The 23,406-nt window shown below is 57.6% G+C and carries 24 protein-coding genes; 10 read left to right on the plus strand and 14 right to left on the minus strand.

Features of this window, described 5'->3' with window-relative positions:
- Positions 1-6 precede the first annotated feature (6 nt).
- Positions 7-960 carry an ABC transporter substrate-binding protein gene (locus B2J69_RS20820; RefSeq protein ID WP_236722759.1) on the plus strand — a complete coding sequence of 318 codons (954 nt, stop codon included), beginning with the start codon at positions 7-9 and terminating at the stop codon, positions 958-960.
- On the opposite strand, the gene B2J69_RS20825 is transcribed toward B2J69_RS20820, so the two are convergent.
- Together B2J69_RS20825 and B2J69_RS20830 are read right to left on the minus strand one after the other, a co-directional pair.
- Positions 950-2,341 (minus strand): APC family permease, encoded by a 1,392-nt coding sequence (locus tag B2J69_RS20825; protein WP_081141941.1) that lies wholly within the window; start codon positions 2,339-2,341, stop codon positions 950-952. The two genes, B2J69_RS20820 and B2J69_RS20825, sit on opposite strands and share 11 nt — an antisense overlap.
- A 109-nt stretch (positions 2,342-2,450) precedes the next feature.
- A complete protein-coding gene (locus tag B2J69_RS20830; protein WP_081141943.1) occupies positions 2,451-3,287 on the minus strand; it encodes an AraC family transcriptional regulator in 837 nt (278 codons plus the stop codon).
- 147 nt (positions 3,288-3,434) lie between these two features.
- On the opposite strand from B2J69_RS20830, the gene B2J69_RS20835 reads away from it, so the two are divergent.
- From B2J69_RS20835 to B2J69_RS20850, 4 genes are all read left to right on the plus strand, one after another.
- Positions 3,435-4,574, plus strand: coding sequence for a tyramine oxidase subunit B (locus tag B2J69_RS20835; RefSeq protein WP_081141945.1), 1,140 nt, complete (start codon positions 3,435-3,437; stop codon positions 4,572-4,574).
- Between the two features lie 15 nt (positions 4,575-4,589).
- Complete coding sequence (locus B2J69_RS20840) at positions 4,590-5,012, plus strand: Rid family hydrolase (protein ID WP_081141947.1); 423 nt, start codon at positions 4,590-4,592, stop codon at positions 5,010-5,012.
- 15 nt (positions 5,013-5,027) lie between these two features.
- Positions 5,028-6,320, plus strand: coding sequence for an NAD(P)/FAD-dependent oxidoreductase (locus B2J69_RS20845; protein ID WP_081141949.1), 1,293 nt, complete (start codon positions 5,028-5,030; stop codon positions 6,318-6,320).
- A gap of 68 nt (positions 6,321-6,388) precedes the next feature.
- Positions 6,389-6,907, plus strand: a complete 519-nt coding sequence (locus tag B2J69_RS20850; RefSeq protein WP_081141951.1) for an O-acetyl-ADP-ribose deacetylase — start codon at positions 6,389-6,391, stop codon at positions 6,905-6,907.
- On the opposite strand, the gene B2J69_RS24135 is transcribed toward B2J69_RS20850, so the two are convergent.
- The 3 genes from B2J69_RS24135 to B2J69_RS20860 form a co-directional block, all read right to left on the minus strand.
- The gene (locus tag B2J69_RS24135; RefSeq protein ID WP_158083448.1) at positions 6,904-7,062 is read right to left on the minus strand and encodes a hypothetical protein; all 159 of its coding nucleotides are present in this window, start codon (positions 7,060-7,062) and stop codon (positions 6,904-6,906) included. The genes B2J69_RS20850 and B2J69_RS24135 overlap by 4 nt on opposite strands.
- A gap of 78 nt (positions 7,063-7,140) precedes the next feature.
- The gene (locus tag B2J69_RS20855) at positions 7,141-8,460 is read right to left on the minus strand and encodes an NtaA/DmoA family FMN-dependent monooxygenase (RefSeq protein ID WP_081141953.1); all 1,320 of its coding nucleotides are present in this window, start codon (positions 8,458-8,460) and stop codon (positions 7,141-7,143) included.
- A gap of 12 nt (positions 8,461-8,472) precedes the next feature.
- The gene (locus B2J69_RS20860; protein ID WP_081141955.1) at positions 8,473-9,381 is read right to left on the minus strand and encodes an ABC transporter substrate-binding protein; all 909 of its coding nucleotides are present in this window, start codon (positions 9,379-9,381) and stop codon (positions 8,473-8,475) included.
- Between the two features lie 225 nt (positions 9,382-9,606).
- On the opposite strand from B2J69_RS20860, the gene B2J69_RS20865 reads away from it, so the two are divergent.
- Positions 9,607-10,668, plus strand: coding sequence for a diguanylate cyclase (locus tag B2J69_RS20865; protein ID WP_081141957.1), 1,062 nt, complete (start codon positions 9,607-9,609; stop codon positions 10,666-10,668).
- Between the two features lie 10 nt (positions 10,669-10,678).
- On the opposite strand, the gene B2J69_RS20870 is transcribed toward B2J69_RS20865, so the two are convergent.
- Positions 10,679-11,872 (minus strand): L-talarate/galactarate dehydratase, encoded by a 1,194-nt coding sequence (locus B2J69_RS20870; RefSeq protein WP_081141959.1) that lies wholly within the window; start codon positions 11,870-11,872, stop codon positions 10,679-10,681.
- 195 nt (positions 11,873-12,067) lie between these two features.
- On the opposite strand from B2J69_RS20870, the gene B2J69_RS20875 reads away from it, so the two are divergent.
- Positions 12,068-13,072 carry a LacI family DNA-binding transcriptional regulator gene (locus B2J69_RS20875; RefSeq protein ID WP_081141961.1) on the plus strand — a complete coding sequence of 335 codons (1,005 nt, stop codon included), beginning with the start codon at positions 12,068-12,070 and terminating at the stop codon, positions 13,070-13,072.
- A gap of 3 nt (positions 13,073-13,075) precedes the next feature.
- On the opposite strand, the gene map is transcribed toward B2J69_RS20875, so the two are convergent.
- From map to B2J69_RS20905, 6 genes are all read right to left on the minus strand, one after another.
- The gene (gene map, locus B2J69_RS20880) at positions 13,076-13,864 is read right to left on the minus strand and encodes a type I methionyl aminopeptidase (RefSeq protein ID WP_081141963.1); all 789 of its coding nucleotides are present in this window, start codon (positions 13,862-13,864) and stop codon (positions 13,076-13,078) included.
- Complete coding sequence (locus tag B2J69_RS20885; RefSeq protein WP_081141964.1) at positions 13,861-14,106, minus strand: ParD-like family protein; 246 nt, start codon at positions 14,104-14,106, stop codon at positions 13,861-13,863. The genes map and B2J69_RS20885 overlap by 4 nt, the downstream gene beginning before the upstream one ends.
- A 425-nt stretch (positions 14,107-14,531) precedes the next feature.
- Positions 14,532-15,473: a sugar phosphate isomerase/epimerase family protein gene (locus B2J69_RS20890; RefSeq protein WP_081141965.1), complete on the minus strand. Its 942-nt coding sequence runs from the start codon at positions 15,471-15,473 to the stop codon at positions 14,532-14,534.
- 27 nt (positions 15,474-15,500) lie between these two features.
- Complete coding sequence (locus B2J69_RS20895) at positions 15,501-15,929, minus strand: PTS sugar transporter subunit IIA (RefSeq protein WP_081141966.1); 429 nt, start codon at positions 15,927-15,929, stop codon at positions 15,501-15,503.
- Positions 15,930-15,964: 35 nt separating this feature from the next.
- On the minus strand, positions 15,965-16,975 hold the full coding sequence (locus tag B2J69_RS20900; protein ID WP_081141967.1) for a Gfo/Idh/MocA family protein: 1,011 nt from the start codon (positions 16,973-16,975) through the stop codon (positions 15,965-15,967).
- 15 nt (positions 16,976-16,990) lie between these two features.
- Entirely contained in the window at positions 16,991-18,400 is a 1,410-nt protein-coding gene (locus B2J69_RS20905) for a sugar porter family MFS transporter (protein ID WP_081141968.1), read from the minus strand.
- A gap of 802 nt (positions 18,401-19,202) precedes the next feature.
- Here B2J69_RS20905 and B2J69_RS20910 point away from each other — a divergent pair.
- Together B2J69_RS20910 and B2J69_RS20915 are read left to right on the plus strand one after the other, a co-directional pair.
- A complete protein-coding gene (locus tag B2J69_RS20910; RefSeq protein WP_081141969.1) occupies positions 19,203-20,072 on the plus strand; it encodes an AraC family transcriptional regulator in 870 nt (289 codons plus the stop codon).
- Between the two features lie 166 nt (positions 20,073-20,238).
- Entirely contained in the window at positions 20,239-21,063 is an 825-nt protein-coding gene (locus B2J69_RS20915) for a sugar phosphate isomerase/epimerase family protein (RefSeq protein WP_081142252.1), read from the plus strand.
- Positions 21,064-21,217: 154 nt separating this feature from the next.
- Here B2J69_RS20915 and B2J69_RS20920 read toward each other — a convergent pair whose 3' ends face one another.
- Positions 21,218-21,601 (minus strand): winged helix-turn-helix transcriptional regulator, encoded by a 384-nt coding sequence (locus B2J69_RS20920; protein ID WP_081141970.1) that lies wholly within the window; start codon positions 21,599-21,601, stop codon positions 21,218-21,220.
- Between the two features lie 98 nt (positions 21,602-21,699).
- On the opposite strand from B2J69_RS20920, the gene B2J69_RS20925 reads away from it, so the two are divergent.
- Positions 21,700-22,428 (plus strand): SDR family NAD(P)-dependent oxidoreductase, encoded by a 729-nt coding sequence (locus B2J69_RS20925; protein ID WP_081142253.1) that lies wholly within the window; start codon positions 21,700-21,702, stop codon positions 22,426-22,428.
- Here the strand turns inward: B2J69_RS20925 and B2J69_RS20930 are convergent.
- Positions 22,403-23,344, minus strand: coding sequence for a LysR family transcriptional regulator (locus tag B2J69_RS20930; RefSeq protein WP_081141971.1), 942 nt, complete (start codon positions 23,342-23,344; stop codon positions 22,403-22,405). The two genes, B2J69_RS20925 and B2J69_RS20930, sit on opposite strands and share 26 nt — an antisense overlap.
- Positions 23,345-23,406: the final 62 nt, after the last annotated feature.

Raw genomic sequence — 23,406 nt, forward strand, 5'->3', positions numbered from 1 at the left:
ACAATCGTGAAAAAAGTGATGCTGATGCTGGCCGTGCTGTTGATGGCGGCGATGGCGCCCGCCCAGGCGGCGCAGAAGGTGCGCCTGCTGCTGGACTGGTTCGTCAATCCCAACCATGCGGCGATCTTCGCCGCCCAGCAGAGCGGTGCGTTTGCGCGCCAGGGGCTGGAGGTGGAGATGATCGCGCCGGCGGACTCCGCCTCGGTGCCGCTGCTGCTGGCGGCGGGCAAGGCCGATCTCGCCGTGGGCTACCAGCCGCAGCTCTATACGCTGGTGGATAAAGCGGTGCCGGTGATGCGCGTCGGGACGCTGATCGACCAGCCGCTCAATACCCTTACCGCGCTGAAAACAGAGAATATTCATACGCTGAAAGATTTTGCGGGCAAAACGCTGGGCTACGCCATTCCCGGTTTTGAGGATGTCGCCATCCAGACCATGCTGAAATCGGCCGGTGTCGACGTCAGCAAGGTGAAACTGATTAACCTGAATATGGACGCCGCCTCAGCGCTGCTCAGTCATAAAATAGACGGCGCGATGACGATCTATCGCAACTACGAGCTGCTGGAGCTGAGGCAGCAGGGTGCGGAGCCGGTGACCTTTAAACCGGAAGAGCACGGCGTGCCCGCCTATGACGAACTGATCCTGCTGGCGAAAAGTGACACGGCCGCGCAGGATCCGCGCATCGCTCCTTTTTTGCGCGGCCTGAACGACGGCGTCGCCTATTTGCGCGCGCATCCGGAAGCGATGTGGAAGGCTTTTACCCAGGCCTGGCCCGAGCTGAACACACCGCTTAACCATCAGGCCTGGCTGGCGACGCTGCCGCTTTTCGCCAGCGACGCTGGCCGCTTTGACGAGGCGCGCTATCAGGCCTTCGCGCGCTATATGCTGGACAACAAGCTGATCGGCCAGATTGCGCCGATGTCGCGCTACTCGCTGCCGGGCACCACGCTCACCCGCTGATCGGCACGCGGCGGCGCAGGGAGAGCACATAGCCAGCGCCGCCGCAGGCGACAAGCAGCCAGGGAATATAGCGCACCAGCGTGGAGTCGCTGCCGCTCAGCACCTGTAGGTTGTCAATCATCATCACCAGGGTGACCGACATGGCGGCCATCGCCAGCAGCGGCGCCCACAATACCTGCCAGGCTTTTTCCCCGCATTCCGGTCGGCGACGGAAAAAGATCACCACCGACGCGGATACCCCTGTTTGCAACAGCAGGATGGCGAGGGTCGCAATCGCCGAGCCGAAGGCGAAAATATGCACGATGGGATCGACGCCCGCGCTGCCCAGGCCGGCGATCAGCAGTAGCGAAATCACGCTGTGCAGGTGGCTGGCCTTATGCGGCGTGCCGTTAGTGGGATGGGTTTTACACAGCTCCTGCCAGATCAGCCCGTCGCGCGCGATGCTGAACAGATAGCGCGAAATATTGTTGTGAAACGCCATCGCCGCCGCAAACAGGCTGGTGATCAGCAGCAGCGACATTACCTCTACCGCCCACTGGCCGACATACTGGCGCGTGATCATAAAGATAAAGTTGCCCGGGTCCCGGCCAACCTCGCCGATCAGCTGGTCAAAGCCGTAGGCCTGCACCAGTGCCCAGCTGGTAAAACAGAAAAACAGCGTAATCAGCAGCAGCGCGCAGAGCGTGGCGCGCGGCACGGTTTTGCGCGCGTCGCGGCACTCCTCTGCATAGATGGCCGTGGATTCGAAGCCGATAAAGGCGGCGATGGTAAAGATAAAGGCGACGCCGAGGTTGCCATGCAGAAACACGGCAGGCTCGAAAGAGGCGAAGCTTAGCGGCCCGCTTTTTTTCACCAGCAGCATCACGTCCGTCAGCAGCACGATCGCCACTTCGGCCAGCATCAGCACCCCAAGCAGTTTGCCGCCCACTTCGACCCGCTTAATGCCGAGCGCCCAGGCCACCAGCAGAAAAAGCATGCTTAGTGCCCACCAGGGCAGCTGCGCGCCGAGATGCTGGGCGAGAAACTGCTGCGTGAAAAAGCCCAGCATGGCGGTGACCGCCAGCTGAATAGAGAAATAGGAGACCAGCGCCAGCACCGACGCGGCCGCGCCCCAGCGCTCTCCCAGCCCCTGGGCAATATAGCTATAAAACGCGCCTGCATTGCTGACGTAGCGGCTCATGGCGATAAAGCCCACCGAGAACAGCATCAGTATCAGACAGGCGAAGAGATAGATCACCGGAATGCCGCCGCCGTTGCCAGAGAGGATCGCCACCGGCAGCCCGCCGACGACGCCGGTTAACGGCGAGGCCGCCGCCACCACAAAAAACACCAGAGAAAAGAGTCCCAGCCTGTTTTTGCCTAACCCGCCCGCATCGCTCATAACCACCCCTTAGTGAATGTCGCAGAGCTGGCATCATTTCCTGAGACCAGCGGGCCGGATAGAAAAAATGCGACAGGGCAGGAGTGCAGCCGCTGCACGTTTTTAGTGCTCAGGCGGAAAGGCGCGGCTCGCCGATCGCCGCGTAGTGCAGACGCGCCTGATAGGCTTCCTGCGCCATGCGCCGCTGATACTCCAGCGGCGTGGTGCTGACCAGGGTTTTAAACTCGCGCAGGAAGTGCGACTGATCGCTGAAGCCGAGATCGTACGCCAGATCGAGAAACGACACGGCGTGCGGCGCGTGCAGCCTGTTGAGCGCCGACTGACAGCGGATGATGCGGCAAAACGCCTTGGGCGTCAGGCCGGTATCCTGGCGGAACTGTCGCTGAATGGTGCGGCAGGTAAAGCCGGTCACCGCCTCCAGCGCGCCCACGCGCAGGTTGCCGCGCTGCTGAAAGATGGTCTGCAAAATCAGCGAGGTGATCGACGAACAGCGTCGCGTCAGCCGCGGCATAAAGCTCTGGTTGAACAGGGCGACCTGCCGGGAGAAATGAGGGCTCTGCACAATCGCCTCAAACGCCCGACGCGCGTTCGGCACCACGTCGAGAAAGCTAAATTCATGATCGGTCAGCTCTTCCGCCATCAAATCAAGAAAATCGGGGATCACGCCCGGCGCGAAGCGCACGCCGAAGTAGCGATGGCCCGGCTTCATCTCGGCGCTGCGCGCCTGCAGAGGCGTGCCGCACACCCGCGCCAGCGGGCGAGAGGCGTCGCAGTCGAAGAGGATATCGACGCAGCCGTCCGGGATCGCCAGGGTTAATGCCGCCTGCGGCGAGACAACAAAACTGTAGAAATGGGAGATAGCCGGATCGTCGGCGGTCATTAAGGCGTAGCGATGCGCCGCGCTGAGAACAAACCAGGGCTGTTCAGGATAGTGAAGCCGTTGCATAGCGCAATCCTCGAAATGGGCTGTCACTCAGCTATGCAATCCCGATGCCACTGCATGTCGTAAATCTTCAATACGCCGGCCTGGAAGACGGGTTATTGATATTGCCAGCGTCATTCCCTTCATTTACGTACGGCGAGGAACAGCACAATGACTTCATCAACCCGCATCGATTTTCTCTATCTCTCGGAGCAGGACATGATCCAGGCTGGCGTGACCGATATGCCTGCCTGCGTCGACACCATGGAGCAGATGTTTGCGCTGCTCTATCGCGGCGACTACCGCATGGCGGGCGCCAACAACGACTCGCACGGCGCGATGGTCACCTTTCCCGAGAACTCGCCGTTCCCGGCGATGCCGAAGCCCACCGCCGATCGCCGGCTGATGGCGATGCCCGCCTACCTCGGCGGCGATTTCCGCACCGCTGGCGTGAAGTGGTACGGCTCAAATATCGCCAACCGCGACAAAGGGCTGCCGCGCTCGATACTGCTGTTCACCCTTAACGACGCCGACACCGGCGCGCCGCTGGCGCATATGTCCGCCAACCTGCTCTCTGCCTACCGCACCGGCGCGGTGCCGGGTGTCGGCGCGCGTTATCTGGCGCGCAAAGATTCACGCGTGATTGGCCTGCTCGGGCCAGGCGTTATGGGCAGAACCGCCGTCGCCGCCTTTCTCGCCGTCTGTCCGCTGATCGACACCCTGCGCATTAAGGGACGCGGCGCGAAAAGCCTCGATACCTTTATCGCCTGGATAAAGGCGAACTATCCGCAGGTCACCACTATCGAGGTGGTCGACACGCTGGAAGAGGTGGTGCGCGAGGCGGATATCGTTACCTTTTGCAGCTCCGGCGAAGTGGGCGATCCCGCACGCTATCCGCAGGTAAAGCGCGAGTGGGTCAAGCCGGGAGCGTTTCTCGCTATGCCAGCGGCCTGCAGCCTGGATGAGGGCATGGAGCGCGACGACATTCGTAAGGTGCTCGACAACACCGGCCTCTATCACGCCTGGTATGACGAGGCACCGAAACCGGCGCACCACACCATTCCGGTGATCGGGGTGCGCTTTATGGACATGCTGGCAGAGGGAAAGCTGGCGGCCGAGCAACTGGAGGATATCGGCAAAATCGTCGCGGGCGACGCCCCTGGCCGCCGCAATGACGAGGAGATCATCATTATGTCGGTGGGCGGCATGCCGGTAGAAGACGTGGCGTGGGGCACGGTGATCTACCGCAACGCGCTGGAGAAAAACATCGGCGTGAAATTAAACCTGTGGGACACGCCGGAACTACGTTAAGCAAAGGAGAGATCGATGACCCGCATTGTAAAAGTAAAAACCGGCTCGAAGTTTGAAGAGATGGGCAGCTACTCCCGCATCGTGGCGGTAGATAACTGGATTTATCTCTCTAATACCGCGGGACGACATCCGGTAAGCAAAACCATCCCTGAAGGGATCGGCGAACAGACGCGGCAGGTTTTCGCCAATATTGAATCCGCGCTGAGCGCGGTCGACGCGACGCTGGCGGACGTCATTTTCTCGCGCGTCTTTATCCAGCATCCGGCGGACACCGAGGCGGTGATGACGATTGTCGGTGAGAAGTTTGCCGGCATCGATCCCGCCACCACGGTGACCTGTCCGCCGCTGGGTTCAGCGGTTTATAAAGTCGAGATCGAAGTCACGGCGTTTCGCGGCGCGTCGCGCGTGGCGGCAGAACGCATCACCGTCGCGGTGTAACAGGAGAAACCGAACATGGCGCCAGTTATCAAACCGGTGCGCACCAGCACTCAGATCCCTGCCGCAACCCGCGTAGTAATTATCGGCGGCGGCATTGTCGGGCTGACCGCCGCGCTGACGCTGGCGGAGCGCGGTATCCCTGTTGTCGTGCTGGAAAAAGGGCGACTGGCGGGCGAACAGTCCTCACGCAATCTCGGCTGGGTGCGCAAAACCAGCCGCGCGGCGGAAGACGTGCCGCTGGCGCTGGCGGCCGATCGCCTCTGGGCGGAGATGCCGGCGCGCACCGGCGCGGATGTGGGCTATCGTCAGGCGGGCATTATGTTTATCGCTCGCCGCGACGCGCAGATGGCGGCGCATGAAGCCTGGCTGGCGTCAGTGGCGCATCTTGAGCTGGGTTCGCGGCTGCTGAGCGCGGCGGAGATTGCGCGCAACGTGCCCGGCGGCGCGGGCCGCTGGGCAGGCGGCCTGTTCACGCCCTCTGACGGGCGCGCCGAGCCGTCGCTTGCCGCCAGCGCCATTGCCCAGGCGGCGATAGCCAAAGGAGCGCAAATCGTCGAGCACTGCGCGGTGCGCTCCCTGACCACCTCGGCGGGCCGCGTCAGCGGCGTGGTAACGGAGCGGGGCGAAATTCGCTGCGATCAGGTTTTGCTGGCCGGCGGAATATGGTCGAGGCGCTTTCTCGGCAACCTGGGCATTTCGCTGCCGACGCTGCCGTTAATATGCTCGGTGCTGCGCACCAGGCCGATGGCAGGTCCGACCGACATCGCCGTCGGCGCGCCCGATTTCTCGTTTCGTCGACATCGCGACGGCGGTTTTATCGTCACCCAGCGCGGCGCGCTGGATGCGCCGCTGACCACCGACCATTTGCGCATCGGCCTGCGCTATCGTGGCCAGCTGCGCGCCGCGCGCGATAATCTGCGCATTACACTGAACCGCTACTCCATGCAGGACTTTAGCCTGGCGCGTCGCTGGAGCAGTCAGCAGCCTTCTCCTTTTGAACAGGTGCGCACGCTCGATCCGGCGGTTAACCCGGCCCTGAATCAGGAGGCGTTGAGCAACCTGCGCGCCGCCTGGCCCGCCTTCGCCCGCGCAGAGATTGAGGCGGCCTGGGCGGGGGCGATTGACGTGACGCCCGATTCCAACCCGGTGATTGGCCCGGTGGCGGCGCTGCCGGGGCTGACGCTGGCGACCGGTTTTTCTGGCCACGGCTTCGGCACGTCGCCCGCTGCGGGCGCGCTGGCGGCGGATCTGGTGATGGCCGCCAGGCCGATTATCGATCCCGCGCCTTACCGTTTCGATCGCTTTTGACAGCGGGATTTAAGCCTGGGAGCTGAAAGCGTCGCGCTGAACTACGCTGAAAGAAAAAGGAGAGCGCAATGAACGAGAAGATCACGCTGGTCACTGGCGACATCACCCACATCCACGCTGACGCCATCGTCAACGCGGCGAACAGCTCGCTGCTCGGCGGCGGCGGGGTCGATGGCGCTATTCACCGCGCCGGCGGGCCGGCGATACTGGAGGAGTGCAAACAGATCCGCAACCGGCAGGGCGGCTGCCATACCGGCGACGCGGTGATCACCACCGGCGGCAACCTGCCCGCGCGCTATGTGATCCACACCGTCGGGCCGGTCTGGAACGGCGGCAGTCAGAACGAGGCGCAGCTGCTGAAGCGCGCCTACCAGAGCTGTTTTCGCCTGGCGCAGCAGCACGATGTCAAAAGCATCGCCTTTCCCAGCATCAGCACCGGCATCTATCGCTTTCCAAAGAAAAAGGCGGCTGAAATCGCGCTAGAGGCGATCCGCGACGCGCTGGCGGACAACCCGGCGCTGCAGGAGGTGAAAATCGTCTGCTTCGATGAGGAAACGCGGGCGATTTACGCCGGGCTGCTCGGTTAGTTCAGCACCAGGCCAAGCACCAGCAGCACCACCGCCACCACCGCGTAAACGCCCGCGCGCGTCAGCAGATTTTTCTGCTGGCGCTTCACGCCCATAAATAAAAAACCCAGCGCAATGCAGAGCGCCATCAGTGAAACCAGTAAATAAGCCGACATGCCGCACTCCTTGTAAAAAAAGGTTATTTAGCATGTCAGGCACGGCGACGATAGCCGATTTACACTTCTACTCAAATCTCAGCGCAGGCCGTTTTCCGGGCGCGCCAGCCCCAGCGTGTCGCGCAGCGTCCCTTGCGGGTAGGCGGTGCGGAACACCCCGGCGCGCTGCAGGCGCGGCACCACTTCATCAAGAAACAGGTTGCCGCTCGCTTCCAGATAGGTGGGCAGCACCACGAAGCCGTCGCAGGCGCCGCTGCGATACCAGTCGATCATCATCGCCGCAACCTCATCCGGCGTGCCGACCGGCGATGGAAACGACAGGCTTTCGGCATAGCGGATCGCCATTTCTCCGAGCGTCAGCTTCTCTTCCAGCGCCTGCGCGATCACATACTGGAAGCGCCCCTTGCTGCCGGTAATGACCTCGCGCAGATCGGGCGCAGGTCCATCGAGCGGATACTGCGCCAGATCGTGGTTCATGCTGGCGGACATAAAGCTCAGCGCCGACTCGGCGGTGATCAGCGACTTCAGAAAGCGATCTTTCTCCTGCGCCGCGGCGTGCGTCTCCGCCAGCACCGGCACGATGCCCGGCAAAATACGCAGTCGATCCGGCGTGCGGCCGAACTGCTGCGCTTTGCTTTTCAGCGTTTGATAAAAGCGCTGCGCACGCTGCTGCTCCGGCTGCACCACAAACAACACTTCGGCGTGCTGCGCCGCCAGGTCGATAAAGGCGTCCGACACGCCCGCCTGGATCACCACCGGGTAGCCCTGCGGCGGGCGCGGAATATTGAGCGGCCCGCGTACATCGAAAAAGGCGCCCTGATGGTTGAGGTAGCGGAAGCCATCCGGCCTGGCGAACTCGGCGCCGGCTTTATCCATCACGATGGCGTCATCGTCAAAGCTGTCCCAGAGATTTTTCATTAGCTGGATAAACTCCGCGGCGCGCGCGTAGCGTTCAGCATGTGAATAGTGGCGGTCGCGGCCAAAGTTGCGCGCTTCGGCGTCGCTGACCGAGGTCACCAGGTTCCACGCCGCGCGTCCGCCGCTCAGGTGATCGATATTCGCCAGCTGGCGCGCGGTGGTATAGGGCAGCGAATAGGAGGAGGAGACGGTGCCGCCCAGCCCGATGCGGTCGGTCACCGCCGCCAGCGCGGCGAGCAGCGTCAGCGGCTCCGACCAGCCCTGCGGACGGCTGCGCACCGTGGCGCTCAGATCGCCGCCGTAGATATCGTCGATCGCCAGCTTATCGGCGACAAAAATCATATCCAGCTTCGCCGCTTCCGCCTGCTGGGCGATGCGGCGAAACAGCGGCCAGTTGCTGCCGCCGCTGGAGACGGCCTCAGGGTGCCGCCAGCCGCCCTGGTGAATACCGGCGTCCAGGTAGAGCGCGAGGTTCATCATGGTTATCTCTCCTTACGGCTGGCGGAAAAAGCTGGCGTCGATCACCTGATCGGCTTTCAGGCCGGGCTTGATCAGCCCGCTGCGGGTAAAGGTGTCGATAGCCGCCTGCTGGCGCTGCTGCACCAGCGCCACGTCGGCGACCGGCGCGTTGTTTTCGCGCTTCACTTTGCTGAGCGCTACCGCATCCGGCAGGCGCAGCAGCGTGGCGATGCCCTGTGCATAGGCCTCAGGATGGGCGACGCCCCACGCGCGCGCGCGGATCAGGCGCTGGCGAAAGTCCTGCAGCGCCGCGCGCTTGTCTGCGATGGCGCGATCGGTTGCCACCAGATAGTTGGAGACCGGGAAGTTGTCGCCGTCCACCGCGATCGTCGCGCCGGACTGGGCAATAGCAAAGGAGACGTAGGGTTCCCAGGTGGCGACCGCGTCCACCGCACCGTTATCCAGCGCCAGCGTCGCTTCGGCTGGGGTGGTAAAGACAAACTGCACGCTGTCGGCGGGCAGGCCCGCTTTGCTCAGCGCATTAAACACCAGGTTCTGACCGGAGGAGCCTTTTACCGTGGCGATCTTTTTGCCTTTTAAATCTGCGGCGCTTTTGATGCTGCTGCCTTTTTTCACGATGATAGCGTTGCCCAGATACTGCGAGGCCTGAATCGCTTTTATCGTCGCGCCGGACGCCACCGCGAACGACAGCGGCCCGTCACCCACCAGCCCGGCGTCGAGATGGCTGGCGTTGAGCGACTCCAGCAGCGGCGCGGCGTTAGGAAATTCATACCATTTCACTGCATAAGGTAGATCGGTAAGCTGGCCCGCCGCTTCCATCACGGCGCGCGCGTTGCCTTTCTGATCGCCCACCACCAGTTCGGTCGAGGCCGCCTGCGCGGCAAACGCGGCCAGAGAGAGCGCTAACGCTAACATTTTCATTGCTATTTTCCCGGTGAAAAAAAGAGCAGACTACGTTTGCTGCGCCAAAAGCGTTAATAAGGAATGCGGCATAGGTTATGCGTCTGCTGCGTTAAGCCGCGGCAGATGCTGGCGGGCTAGTGTGATGACGCGGCTCGCGCAAGGTGAATATTCCTAAAAAAATCCACCGATTTAGGCTAAATCCCGATAAACTGCGCTAACGATACCGCCTCTTTTACGGCTTCAATGAATTACTACTCTCCTGATGATACGCATCTGAAGTTACGCTCGACACGATTCGTCAGGCGTATGTTTGCTATGCGCCAGCTGGGCACGCTGCTCTGTTTTTACCCTATTCTGTCGGTGTTGATGGAGTCGGGATGTGGTCTTAGCGCCTGCGCGCTGCTGTTCGCCAACGCCTTTTTATGGCCCTGGCTGGCGTGGCGGCTGGCGCTGGCCTCAGACGATCCCACCGGACGCGAGCGCACTAACCTGACGCTCGACGCCGCGTTCGGCGGCGCCTGGGTGGCGATGATGGCGCTGAGCCCGCTGCCATCGTTCGTCATCATGGCGATTCTGGTGGCGGATCGATACGCCGCAGGCGGCTGGGCGCAGCTTATCGCCGCGCTGCGGGCGTTTTTGATCGCCTTTGCGCTGGTGTGGCTGGTGCGCGGCGCGCCGGTGAATATGCACTTCAGCATCCGCACGGTATGGCTGAGCCTGCCGCTCGCCACCTTTTATCTGCTGGCGCTCAGCGTGGTCTCCTACAACCTGACGCTCAGCCTGCGGCTGAAAAACCGCGAGCTGGAGCGCATCGCGCTGATGGATCCTGGGCTGAAAATCCCCAATCGTCGGCTGTTTGAGCGTCGGCTGGAGAGCGAGTTTCTGCGCACCCGACGCGGAGAGAGCGCCGCCTGGCTGATGCTGATCGATGTCGACCATTTCAAGGCGGTGAACGACAGTTTCGGTCATGAAGCGGGCGATTTCCTGCTGGCGGAAATCTCCGCGCTGCTGCGCGACGGCGTGGGAATCGAAGATATTCCGGCGCGCTTCGGCGGCGACGAGCTGTGCGTGATCGTGCGCGACGCCCAGGACGCCGCCATCCTGGCGCTGGCGCAGACCCTCAGGACGCGCATCTCACAGCTGCGCCTGCCTGCGTCGTCCGATTTTTCCTGTACCGTCAGTATCGGCATCGCGCCAGCCAGCCAGGCGGACTCGATCCACAGCTGGCTGCGCTATGCTGATGACGCGCTCTACCAGGTCAAGCGCGGTGGACGCGACGGCGTGCGCCTCTGGCAGCCTGCCTGAGGGCCGCGCGTCAGGGTCGCTGACCCGTTTCGCTGGTCAGCACCGTCCACTTCCTTGCCTGCTCGCTCAGGCTAAAACCCAGTCCGGGACGGTCGGAAATCCACATGCGGCCGTCGCGCAGCTCAAGTTGCTCATTGAATAACGGATTGAGCCATTCAAAGTGCTCCAGCCAGGGTTCAATCGGATAGGCGGCGGCAAGATGCAGGTGGATCTCCATGGCGAAGTGCGGCGCCAGCTTGCGGCCGTGGCGCGCGGCCAGATCCATGATCTGCAAGAAAGGCGTAATGCCGCCGACGCGCGGCGCGTCGGGCTGCACCACATCGCTGGCGTGACCGAGGATCAGCTGCTCATGCTCGCGAAAGCTGGTGAGCATCTCGCCGGTGGCGATCGGCGTATCAAGGGCGCTGGCGAGCGCCGCATGCCCTTCGACGTCGTAAGCATCCAGCGGCTCCTCGATCCAGACCAGGTTAAACGCCTCCATCTTGCGCCCCATGCGGATAGCGGTTTCGCGATCCCACTGCTGATTGGCGTCCACCATCAGCGGAAAGTCGTCGCCCAGCGCCTGACGCACCGCGCTGAGGCGGCGCAGATCTTCCGCCGTATCAGGCTGGCCGACTTTGATTTTAATGCCGCCGATGCCGTTGTCCCGGGAAATGGCGACATTTTTCAGTACCTGGTCGAGCGGAGTATGCAGAAAGCCGCCGGAGGTGTTGTAGCACTGCACCGAGTCGCGGTGCGCGCCGAACAGTTTCGCCAGCGGCAGCCCGGCGCGACGCGCCTTCATATCCCACAGGGCGATATCGAACGGCGAGATCGCCTGAACCGCCATGCCGCTGCGGCCCACCGACGCGCCAGCCCACAGCAATTTGGTGTAGATCTTGCTGATATCGTTAGGGTCTTCCCCCAGCAGCGCGTCCGCCAGCTCGCAGGCGTGGGCGTAGATGCCCTGGCCGCCTGCGCGTTTCGAATAGCTAAAGCCGACGCCTGTGAAGCCGTCGCGCGTTTGTAGCTCGGCAAAAATGATCGCCACCTCGGTCAGCGGTTTCTGGCGGCCGGTCAGCACCTTGGCGTCGCTGACCGGTGTCGCCAGCGGCAGAAAAGCCAGCGACAGCTTTACCCAGACAATGCGATCGCCAGATTCGGCAGCGGTTTTGCCGCCGTGATGTCTGGCATAAGAGACGGCATCGGAACCGGCATGGGTCATAAAAACCTCCTGAATGTTTGCGCTAACATTTTTAAGCGGGTGAGTGGCTAAAGGCGTTAACAGGTATAGCGTGCCTGCAGCGCATAAAAGCAGGGCTGCGTCACAGTTTATTAAAACAGATTCAGCTGCCAAAAATGTTAGGGTTAACATTGTGCCAATGCAGCAACCGCCCGACGCTTGAGGGAGAAGAGAGAAATGAAGATCAAAGCGAGCCCGCCGCGCGCGCCGACGCTGGAGGATGTGGCGCGCGCCGCCGGCTTATCCGCCATGACCGTCAGCCGCGCGCTGAACGTGCCGCAGCAGGTGCGCGCGCAAACCCTGGCGCGCGTCATGGAGGCGGTGCGCGCCACCGGCTACATTCCCAACGCGCTGGCGGGCGGGCTGGCGAGCCGCCGCAGCCGACTGATCGCCGTGGTGGTGCCGCAAATCAACAATGCGATGTTCGTCGACACCATCCAGGCGCTCAACGACGAGATGGTGCGTCAGGGCTACCAGATGCTGCTCTGCGTTAGCGGCTATCAGGCGGAGAGCGAAGCGGAAATCGTCGCCACGCTGCTGTCGCGTCGGCCGGACGGCATTATTCTCACCGGCATCCACCACACGCCCGCGCTGAAGAAAATGGTGCTGCAGGCCGCGCTGCCGGTGGTGGAGATCTGGGATATGACGCCGACGCCGATCGATATGCTGGTGGGCTTTTCTCATCAGCAGGTGGGCGCGGAGGTGGGCGACTATCTCATTCAGCGTGGCTACCGCAAGCCTGCGCTGCTATGGGCCGACGACGCGCGCGCCGCGCAGCGTCGTCAGGGGCTGGAGGCGCGGCTGCGGCGACAGCAGATTGCCATTGTCGCGCAGATCGCCGTGCCGCTGCCCGCGTCGATGCAGGGCGGGCGCGATGCCTTTGCCGCGCTTGACGATGCGGCAGTTGACGTGGTGGTGTGCAGTTCGGACACCATCGCGCAGGGCGCGCTGATTGAGGCGGAGGCGCGCGGCAGACGCGTGCCGCAGGATGTGGCGGTGATGGGCTTCGGCGATCTCGCCTTCGCCGCGGCCCATCGCCCGGCGATCACCACGGTGCGCATCGATCGTCAGGCGATAGGGCAGCAGGCGGTGCGCGCGCTGCTGGCGCGTCTGGCGGGCGACGCGGTGCCGCAGCCGGTAACCGATATCGGCTTTGAGATTATTCAGCGCGACTCCGCCTGAGGCTCAGATAGCCGCATAGTCGCCGGTGCCGTCCGGCCAGGGGGTCAGCAGATCGAACCCGCTCTCCGTCACCGCAAGGGTGTGTTCCCACTGCGCGGAGAGCGAGCGATCTTTGGTGACCACCGTCCAGCCGTCGGAGAGCACGCTGGTGCCCGCTTTACCGGCGTTGATCATCGGCTCAATGGTAAAGATCATGCCCGGCTGCAGCTTCATGCCTTCTCCCGGCGTGCCGTAGTGCAGCACCTGCGGCTCGTCGTGATAGATCTGACCGACGCCGTGGCCGCAGTAGTCGCGCACCACGGAAAAACCGGCGCCTTCGGCAACGCGCTGGATTGCCGCGCCGATATCGCCCAGCGTCGCGCCGGGCCTGACGCTGTGAATGCCAGCCACCAGCGACTGATACGTGATATCCACCAGGCGGCGGGCGCGCACCGACGGCTCGCCGACGAAATACATGCGGCTGGTATCGCCGTACCAGCCCTCTTTGATAATGCCGATATCGATATTGACGATGTCGCCGTTTTTCAGCTTTTTGGCCGAGGGAATGCCGTGGCACACCACATGATTGACCGAGGTGCAGGTGGTGCGCGTATAGCCCTGATAGCCGATATTAGCCGGGATCACATGCAGCGTGTTGACGATAAAATCGTGGCAGATGTCATCCAGCTCCTGCGTGGTGATGCCAGGCTGCACATGCGGCGCAATCATCGCCAGCACCTGGGCCGCCGCGTGGCCCGCCGCGCGCGCCAGCTCGATCTGTTCCTGCGTATGGATCTTTACGCCTCTTTTCACTGCGCTTCTCCTTGTGGCATACGTTCGGACACCGACAGGATGTGTCGCAGATCGCTGCCGTGCTCCAGCTCAACGCGGATCAGCAGTTGCGCCAGCTCCTGCTGGGTAAACTGCGGATAGAGCTCCGCCAGCATGCCGAGCTTGAGCCAGTGTTCGGCTTGCGAATTGATCGAGCGGCTCATCGCCTGGCTGGCGATGCGCAGGTTTTCATGCATCAGGTCGGAGATTTTGACAATGCCCATCGAAAGTCCTATATGAAACGTATATGGATTGTATATAGGTTAACTTTTGCTGTCTGATATGCAAGAGAGAATTTTTGCCAGCCTGCAATTGACACATTAATGACTACAGGCGGGAGAGGCGGTCAGCGTTGACATTTCCAGGGGGAAACAGCCACAGTGCGGGCTACAACACGAGAGGTGCTTATGGCCTTGGTCAGACGGGAATGAAGCTGGTGAGAAACGACTCCCACCAGTAGGCCACGCAGGCACAGGATAAGCTTAAAACCCCAGCATCAAACTAACGGTTGGGGGGCCATCTCTTCATCTTGTGCCGCTAGTCCAGAGATGATTCATTAACGTGGGTAGAAACGGGTCGAGTCTGGCAGTTAAACAGTCCATGCCAGACTCCCCTGTGACCTGTCGGGTCGTTAAGCGTTACGTTTTAATTAACGGCTCAAGGTCTGATTTAGCGCGTCAATAGAGGTCTGAAGTCCCGCTTCAACACTCATGGTGAGATCTTCCATCTCGAGCGAGACATCGCCATCATAGCCGGTCATGCGTAGCACCGAGAAAAACTCCTTCCACCATTTAAGATCCTGGCCGCATCCAACCGCGACATAATTCCAGGTACGGGTTTTGGTATTCGTCACTGGCTGATATTCCAGCAGACCGTCTATCTCAGCCAGTCCGCGCTCAATACGTGCATCTTTGCCATGTACGTGAAATATAGCGCCTTCGAGTTTGCGCACAGCCGCAATCGGGTCGGCACCCATCGCCAGCAGATGCGAAGGATCGAGGTTCATACCGATAATATCATCCACTTCATTGCGCAACCGCAGCAGCGTTGAGGGGTTGTATACCAACTGGGAAGGAAACTCTTCAATCGCAATTTGCTCAACGCCGTGTTGTTTTGCATGTTGAACAAATTTTTTCCACCAGGGAATGGCGACTTTATTCCACTGATAATCGATCACGGCAGGCATATAATCAGGCCAGGAAACGGTAGAGGTAATCCAGTTCGGCACGCGATCTTCCGGTCCGCCACCCGGCAAACCACTCATCATAACGATTTTTTTAACACCCAGTTTGGCGGCTAGCTCCACCGCCCGATAGCTGCTTTTGGTATGGGTGTCGCCCAGCTCACCCGGTGCTAATGGATTGCCTGAGCAATTGAGCGCCACGATGCGTATTTCACGCTCGGCCAGCTCTTGCTTGAATTGTTCCAGCTTTTCTGGCGACGAGAGCAGCTCTTCAGTTTTGACGTGTGGACAGGGTGACCAACCGCCAGCGGTCATCTCGACTCCGCTGATCCCATAACTCTTCACTTTATCCAGCATCGCGGTGAAGGGTAAATCCGCTAAAACATCGGTACATAATGCAAGTTTCATGACTTAATCCTTTATCTGGTGCGTTAATTACGCTTTCTCAAACTGGCTAATAAACTCTTGTTTGGTTTTAGCACTGGCTAACAATGTCGTTTTCACCTCATCACCCAGCAGGCTCGCAATATCCGCCAGTACCTGAATGTGTTGATTACCGGTGGCCGCGACGGCAACCACCACAAACACCACTTTACCGGCTCCCCAGCTCACGCCCTGTGGGAACTGAAAAACCTGAAAACCGGTTTTAAGGACCAGATCGAGGTTCTCTTTTGCACAATGAGGGAAAGCAACACCTGCGCCTATATAGGTGGAAACGCTTTTCTCGCGTGCCAGCATGCCTTCCATGAAGCCCGGTTTGACATAACCCGCTTTTTCAAGCGCGTTAGCGGCTATTTTGATCGCTTCATTTTTATTGGCCGCCCGGCATTGCAAATGCAGTGAATCTTCAGACAGTTTCAACATATCTAATCCCTCACTTTCCGCGAGAAGAATGGCTATTAGCGATAGAGCGCTGGTTGCTCAGGGATAACCACTTCATGTTTTTCGCCATCCTTCAGCGAAGCCAAACCTGCGTCACACACCAGTGCAACCACATAGCCATCCCAGGAAGAGGGGCCCGCCATCGGAAGATCATCGCGCACGCTGTTAACAAAATGCTGCACTTCACGATCGTACGCCGTCGCGAAACGTTCCATGCAGGACTGGGCAATATGCTGCGCGTTGCCGTTGAATGAGCGCGTACTGATCAGTTGCTGCTCGGTCAGGGCGGCAATCGCATTCTCACCAATAACTTCACAGCGAATGTCATAGCCATAATGGCAGTTAACAAACAGCTCATCATCAATACGGACGCCTGATTCCGTCTCGAAAATAACGATAAGCGGGTCTTGTAAGTGCGGTAACGCCCGGCTGGTTTTTTTGCGCGGCTTATCTACACGCACTGAAGTAATATTTTCATTAAGCAGGTAACGAATAATATCAATTTCATGGGTGGCTGAGTCGTTTATCGCCATCTCAAGCGTATAGCTTTCGGGAACCGATGGATTACGGTGGGCGCAGTGAATCAGCATAATATCGCCAAGCTCACCGGTGCTTATCGACTGTTTCAGCGCCTGATACCCAGGATCAAAGCGACGCATAAAACCTAACTGCAGCAGGCGCTTACCAGCCTCGACTTCTGCATCAATGATTTCTTTCGATTCACCCGCGGTTGGCGTCAACGGTTTTTCGCAGAAAACCGGTTTGCCTGCCTTGAACGCGGCCAGAATTTGCGTTTTATGCACGGGTCCAATCGAGCAGATAAATACCGCATCGACTAGTTCGGAATGAATCATCTCTTCTGCATCATAAAATGCGACAGCATTATATTCGCTGGCAACAGCGTCAGCGGTAGAATGATTGATATCACAAACGGCCGTAACTTCTGCCCCAGAGATGACATCGCGAAAACGCTTCAGATGATCTTGTCCAATCATGCCAAGGCCAATCAGGCCAATTTTAACAGTCATTTGCTTTACCTCAGTTTAAAAGCGGAATTTTTTTTCAATCTGTTCTAACGTCAGGCCGCGCGTTTCCGGCAGATATTTCACCAACAGGATGAGCATGATGACGTTAGTGGCACCGAAAAATCCGAATGTCATACCGCCGCCATAATGACTCAGCAGGAACGGGAAAATGGATTGAATGATAAAATCGAAGATCCACAGGCCAAACACCGCGAAGCCCATACCTACGCCGCGCATTCTTAAAGGATAGATTTCAGCCAGCATCAGCCAGAATACCGGGGCGATCCAGCCCTGCATAAAGACAAGGAATACCAGCATTAATCCAAGAATAACGTAGGGAGCGTTGGCGAAATTGGCATGTAAAGTCTCTACACCATTTAGCGTTTCAGTGTGAAAGAAAAATTTAAAGGCCAGGCCGATCAACACCAGGCTTAGGGTGACGCCTGCCTGGCCGGTAAAAAACATTTTACGACGGGAGTGTTTGCCGATTAGCGCCATACCCAGTAACGTGGCGAGTACCGAAATGACGCCGTTGGCAACCGCACCGGTAACGGCTGCAGCATCACCAAGGCCAGAAGCTTTGAGAACGGTGGGCGCATAATACATGATGGTATTGACGCCCGTTACACGAGTTGCCAGCACAATCATTAAGCCGATCAACACCAGCTGAATAACCCAGCGATTTTTCAGCTCGGCAAAGAGATTAAACTTCACCTGGTCTGCTTTAACAATTTGCTGAATTTCTTTGACTTCGCGATCTACCTCTTCTGGAAGGCGCAGCGTTTTTAAAACTTTGACTGCTTTATCTGTATCGCCTTTACGGATAAAAAAGCGCGGAGATTCCGGCATCATAAGCATGCCAAACCACAGGAGCGCGCCGGGCAATGCCGGGATTGCCAGCATAATCCGCCAGTTGTGTTGCATTTCTGGATAGAGATTCACAATCGCCGCGTTAACTGAGTAGGCGAGGAATTGACCGGTAACGATCATCAGCTCATTAACCGTAACCAGCCTTTCTCGCTGATCGGCGCGTGCAAGTTCGGAAATATAGATGGGCACCGTTACCGAAGCACACCCTACGGCCAGGCCTAAAATAAAGCGAGCTATAATCATCGACGGCACATCCCAGGCAAAAGAGGTGCCTAAAGCGCCAAATATAAAAATCGCCGCAACCCATAACAGATTTTTACGGCGGCCCTGCTTATCTGATAAATAACCACCAAACAGGGAACCAAGTGCCGCGCCGAAGAGTAAAAAAGAGGTGATAAATCCTTCTTGCGTTGGCGTCAGGTTAAGATCGTATTTCATAAAAATCAGAGCGCCGGAAATAACGCCCGTATCGTAACCGAAGCACAATCCACCAATAGTTGACACTATGGTAATTAATCTCATGCGCTGGGGGTTTTGCAGGTTGGTTTTATTATACATATCTGTTCCATCTGGTTATAGGGTAACACCGATGCGAGGCCATTTATGATCGGTATTAACCGATCAAATTTGGCAGCCTGAATCAGAACATTGGAGTAATGCACAATAGGACTACTGTTAATTTTCGGGAGGGGAGTAATTATCTCTCTCCCTTTGTTGTTACGACAACGTTACATCAAACTAAATTTCAAATACCAGCGCGTGTCAGCAACAGAATTTAACAGCGTGTTTGAGATCAAATATTGATAACAGATAGCACAAAATAAAGTGATAAATATCACAAGATGTTTTTATAAGGTTGACATAGCAAGAATCGAGAGAAGCCAAATTTCAAGTTTTTGCAATGGAAAAGTAAGAGTAAAGGGTAGGTGTCATAAAACGCCTGTTGTGTGAGAGTAGTTGTATAGCGCCTGTCAGTGACGCCTTAAAACAGCATGCTTTTTTGAAGGAAAGAGTAATGTTGATTCCAGGTTTTTTCTTTTATTAATTTTTAACCGGCTAAAGCAATTTTGATGATACTGGGGTGGATAAAACACTTTATCCCTGATTTCATCTGGGATGATGCCCTTTGTAAAAAAAGATCGCTGAGCAGAGTCTCAGTCGACTCGAGTCAGACAAAATGTGATAGAGATCATGCTAAGAGATTACCGGCAGCTAAGAAAAACAACAATCGTCAGTCAGCATTAACTGTAATAAATAAAATGGATATATTTCAATAAGGTAAGATTTTCAAAAAAGCAAAATTGATGATTACGAAACCTGAAACTCATGTAAGAATACTAAAAAGCCCACAGGAGTTGACATGATTACCTTCCGCCTGAATGACCCTCTTTCTCTTAGTGGATTTGACAGTGGTTTGCGTCCGCGTCTGGCGTTCATGTGTAGGGCAGAGGGTAAAGAAGACGCTATTCCTCGAGTCATGCACAAGCATGATGACCGTTTTGAAGTGATGTTTATTCGTTCTGGCAGTGGCACCTATAACATTGATGGCAAGAGCTATCACGTTAAACAAGGCGATATCATGTTGTTCAATGCTAATGTGTTACATGATGAATGCCCTGATGCCACAGACGACTTACTGATTTTCAGCTGCGGTGTTGAACAACTCAAAATTGAAGGTTTACCGCTCAACGTGCTAACGACACGCGCCCAACCGGCAGTAATGGCAAGCGGTGAATGCTATGAGGAGCTTTGCCTGTTATTTGATCAGATGTGGGCGCATGTTAACAGCAAAAAGCTCTACAGTATTGAAATCGGTGATAACCTGCTAAGCGTCGTACTATTACTTTGTCGAAAAATATGGATTGAAAACAAGCAAGAGCAGGAAGATACCCATGCTCTTCTTGGTCAGCGTATAAAAGATTATATTGACAGCCATTATAAAGAAGATATTGCGCTAAGCTCTCTGACTACAGCGATGAATATGAATCATTTTTATCTGGCGCACGTCTTTAAAAAATATTCCGGATACTCCCCTAAACAGTATCAGACACGCCGCCGTATTGGAGAGGCACAAAATCTTTTACTGAGTACCGAGTTGGGTGTCACCGAAGTGGCGAATGCCGTTGGCTACGATAATGTTAATAATTTTCACCGTATTTTTCACAACCTGGTTGGTATTCCTCCAGCACGCTATAAAAAGTTTTGGCTTAATGGGCAGGTCAGAACCTAGCGAATAAGCCGGCGCTATTTAATTAATATTGCTCCATATCCGCTGCGCTTGATACGTTAAATATTCAGGGTGACAGCGAATAGCCGTTCGCCTGTTGTTTAAAATCTGGCCGCGCTTTACTACGCACAGCGGCTACATTTTTTTATTCATTATCCTGAAGGTAAATATGATTAAAGCATTACACGGCATCTCGACACATTATTGTAACCTGGCCACAGAAACGCGCATCGCTGCAGAGACGGGGTATGACGGACTCGAGTTTTTACACGACAAACTCCTGCGCTATCTCGATAACGGCGGCACCACTGACGCACTAAAAAAAAACGTGCATGGTTATGGCCTGCAAACCGCCTGTCTCAATGCATTGATTGATATCGAGCGTCATCAGGGCAGCGATAAACAGCAACTGCTTACCGAAGCGGTGCATTTGACCCAGATTGCTGCTGACCTTGAGTGCCCCACTATTCAGATCCTTGCACAGCATGGTATTGATCATCTGTCGCACGCGAAAATCATGGATATCATGACAGAGAACATTTATGACATTGCCACCATCGGGCAACGCTATGGCGTGCGTTATCAAATCGAAGTCATCGCTCATACCCGATTTAATACTTTGAATCAGGCGCTAGAGGTAATTCGCCGCATCGGCCTGTCCAACGTAGGAGTGGTCATTGATTTCTGGCATCTGTTTGCTTCTGGCGCAACGACACCGGATGATATTCGCCGGCTTGACCCTTCGCTGATTTTCGGAGTGCATTTCTGTGATGGTCGTAAGCCACGGCAGGGCGAAGCCTGGCAGGAAACGGTGTTGCGCGCTTTTATGCCAGGCGAAGGCGAGATTGATATACCTGCCTGGACCGAGGCAGTTAAAGCCACTGGCTTTGATGGAGTATGGTCGGCTGAGTTATTTAGTCCAGCCTGTTGGGAAATGGATCATGCAATTCTGGCCAAAAAAGTCATAGATAATATGTCTTATTATTTACAGTAAATCTGCGCGCAACTGACTAAGCATTTCAACATTTGTCTGGTCAACATTTGTCTGGATTAATGACGGCAAGGCCGGCTTTCTCGGCTTGCCCGTGTACTTTCGCGAAACCTGTCAATAGATCCATAAGAAACAGAACACCCTCCTGTAACTTTCTTCATTCAGAAGCCTCATCGGCGCGCCGACTGTCGTAATGCGCCTGCGCCTGCTCTATCTCCGCGCCAAACTGCCTGGCCCAGCCCACCAGCGCCACAAAAGGATCCTGCAGCGTGCGCCCCAGCGGCGTGATCGCATACTCGACCGCCACCGGCGACGAGGCGATGACGCGACGGCTGACCAGGCCGTTGCGCTCGAGGCGGCGCAGCGCCTCCGTCAGGGCTTTGTGGGTGATGGGGTCGAGCCTGCGCTTGATGGCGTTGAAGCGCGCCGGTTGAGTGCAAAGCACGGTCAGGATCAATACCGACCATTTGTTGGCCACCTGCTCAAGGATGGGGCGTGTGCTGTTGATTTCGGCCAGCAGAGCCGCGATATCGGTCGCCATAAAGTTTCCTTCACTATATCTGGTATCGATTAGGTGCGTAATTGACACTAAATATACGAAATGTATCATCTGGCGTCTATCCTGCATCTGGAGTAGCCATTGTGAAACTAAGAGGAAAGATCGTGCTGGTGACCGGCGGCAGCAGCGGCATCGGCCTCGCCATCGCCCGCCGTTTTGCCCGCGAGGGCGCCCACGTTTTTATCACCGCGCGACGTGAAACCCAGCTGGCCGAGGCGGCAACGCTTACTGGCGGCCAGGTCGAGGCGATCGCCGGCGACCTGACCCGCACCAGCGACCTTGCGCGCCTGTTCGAGGTTATTCATGCCAAAGCGGGCCGTCTCGATATCCTGGTGAACGCCTCAGGCGTGGCCGAGCCTGCCCGCCTGGAAGAGACCACCGAGGCGCATTTCGACCGCGCCTTCGACCTGAACGTGCGCGCTATGGTCTTCACCGTGCAGCACGCGATCCAGCTGATGGGCAAGGGCAGCGCTATCGTGCTGATCGGCTCGATTGCGGGCGGAATGGCCAATCCCGGCTATGGCGCCTATTCCGCCAGTAAGGCCGCGGTGCGTTCGTATGCCCGCAGCTGGAGCGCCGAGCTGGCGCCGCGTGGCATCAGGGTCAATACCCTCAGTCCTGGGCCCACCGATACGCCAATGTTCGATCAGGTCAGCGACGATGTCAGGCAGACGCTGAGCGCGCAGATACCGGCCGGACGTCTGGGGGATCCCGACGAGGTGGCGGCGGCGGCCTTGTACCTGGCCTCAGACGAAAGCGTCTACGTGAGCGGCGCCGAGCTGGTCATTGATGGCGGGATGTCTGCGTAACAGGGCTATGCTGCTGCGCGTCCTCTATGCGGCCCTGCAGGAAATCGATAAAGGCGCGCACCTTCTCTGGTACATGGCGCGTGTTGGGGTATAGCGCGTAGATCCCCTGGCGGGGAAAGTGGTGATCGGGCAGCAGATGGATTAAATCCCCGCTGGCTATCTCCTCTTTCACCAGCCAGGCCGGTAAAAGCGCGACGCCCGCGCCTGCCAGGGCAAAGGCGAGCAGGGAAGCGGCGCTGTCCGCCACGATGGCGGCGGGGTGATGCGCGCTGAAAAACAGACTCTCTCCCGTAGGCGTGGTGACCTGCCAGCTTAGCGGCGTCGATAAACGGCTGTGGGCGATCCATTTTGCCTCGGCAAGCTGCGCCAGTTTGCTAACCGGCTGCGAACCCAGAGTCGTCAGGTAGTCAGGCGACACCACCGGCACAATAGCAAACCGATCGATAAGCCGGGCGTGATGGCTGGAATCGGCAAGTTGCCCAAGCCGTATAGCAACATCGAAACGGCCAGAAATAAGATCGTCATTCATCGATGATGAAACATGCTGAATGCGCAGCTGCGGATGTCTGGCGCTGAATGCCGCCAGCGCCGGAACGATGACGCGCACGCCATACTCCGGCGTGGTGGTGATTCTCAGCGACCCGCTTAAGCCTGAGTGAGCGCTGCGTACGTCGTCCAGAACATATTCCGCCTCCTGCAGCAGCCGCAAAGCATGCTGGTAAAACCTTTCGCCGGTCTGCGTGGCGGAGACGCGCCTGGTGCTTCTGTTCAGTAATGAGACGCCTAACTCTTTTTCCAGCAGTTTAACGTTAGCGCTCACCACGGCTTTGGTCAGGCCGAGCGTGTGCGCCGCGCCGGTAAAACTTCCTACCTCAACCACGGCGACAAAGATCCTGACGCGCTGCAAGTCAATCATTCTTACTCCTGTTGAAGCGTTGATTGTCAAAAATTTTTTGACAGTGTAACCGCCGCGCGTGA

The sequence above is a fragment of the Pantoea latae genome (genome assembly GCF_002077695.1).
Classification (GTDB): domain Bacteria; phylum Pseudomonadota; class Gammaproteobacteria; order Enterobacterales; family Enterobacteriaceae; genus Pantoea; species Pantoea latae.

Coding starts and splice junctions, on each gene's coding strand:
- B2J69_RS20825 (WP_081141941.1), bottom strand. CDS start 2,341: ATGAGCGATGCGGGCGGGTTAGGCAAAAACAGGCTGGGACTCTTTTCT.
- B2J69_RS20830 (WP_081141943.1), bottom strand. CDS start 3,287: ATGCAACGGCTTCACTATCCTGAACAGCCCTGGTTTGTTCTCAGCGCG.
- B2J69_RS20835 (WP_081141945.1), top strand. CDS start 3,435: ATGACTTCATCAACCCGCATCGATTTTCTCTATCTCTCGGAGCAGGAC.
- B2J69_RS20840 (WP_081141947.1), top strand. CDS start 4,590: ATGACCCGCATTGTAAAAGTAAAAACCGGCTCGAAGTTTGAAGAGATG.
- B2J69_RS20845 (WP_081141949.1), top strand. CDS start 5,028: ATGGCGCCAGTTATCAAACCGGTGCGCACCAGCACTCAGATCCCTGCC.
- B2J69_RS20850 (WP_081141951.1), top strand. CDS start 6,389: ATGAACGAGAAGATCACGCTGGTCACTGGCGACATCACCCACATCCAC.
- B2J69_RS24135 (WP_158083448.1), bottom strand. CDS start 7,062: ATGTCGGCTTATTTACTGGTTTCACTGATGGCGCTCTGCATTGCGCTG.
- B2J69_RS20855 (WP_081141953.1), bottom strand. CDS start 8,460: ATGATGAACCTCGCGCTCTACCTGGACGCCGGTATTCACCAGGGCGGC.
- B2J69_RS20860 (WP_081141955.1), bottom strand. CDS start 9,381: ATGAAAATGTTAGCGTTAGCGCTCTCTCTGGCCGCGTTTGCCGCGCAG.
- B2J69_RS20865 (WP_081141957.1), top strand. CDS start 9,607: ATGAATTACTACTCTCCTGATGATACGCATCTGAAGTTACGCTCGACA.
- B2J69_RS20870 (WP_081141959.1), bottom strand. CDS start 11,872: ATGACCCATGCCGGTTCCGATGCCGTCTCTTATGCCAGACATCACGGC.
- B2J69_RS20875 (WP_081141961.1), top strand. CDS start 12,068: ATGAAGATCAAAGCGAGCCCGCCGCGCGCGCCGACGCTGGAGGATGTG.
- B2J69_RS20885 (WP_081141964.1), bottom strand. CDS start 14,106: ATGGGCATTGTCAAAATCTCCGACCTGATGCATGAAAACCTGCGCATC.
- B2J69_RS20890 (WP_081141965.1), bottom strand. CDS start 15,473: ATGAAACTTGCATTATGTACCGATGTTTTAGCGGATTTACCCTTCACC.
- B2J69_RS20895 (WP_081141966.1), bottom strand. CDS start 15,929: ATGTTGAAACTGTCTGAAGATTCACTGCATTTGCAATGCCGGGCGGCC.
- B2J69_RS20900 (WP_081141967.1), bottom strand. CDS start 16,975: ATGACTGTTAAAATTGGCCTGATTGGCCTTGGCATGATTGGACAAGAT.
- B2J69_RS20905 (WP_081141968.1), bottom strand. CDS start 18,400: ATGTATAATAAAACCAACCTGCAAAACCCCCAGCGCATGAGATTAATT.
- B2J69_RS20910 (WP_081141969.1), top strand. CDS start 19,203: ATGATTACCTTCCGCCTGAATGACCCTCTTTCTCTTAGTGGATTTGAC.
- B2J69_RS20915 (WP_081142252.1), top strand. CDS start 20,239: ATGATTAAAGCATTACACGGCATCTCGACACATTATTGTAACCTGGCC.
- B2J69_RS20920 (WP_081141970.1), bottom strand. CDS start 21,601: ATGGCGACCGATATCGCGGCTCTGCTGGCCGAAATCAACAGCACACGC.
- B2J69_RS20930 (WP_081141971.1), bottom strand. CDS start 23,344: ATGATTGACTTGCAGCGCGTCAGGATCTTTGTCGCCGTGGTTGAGGTA.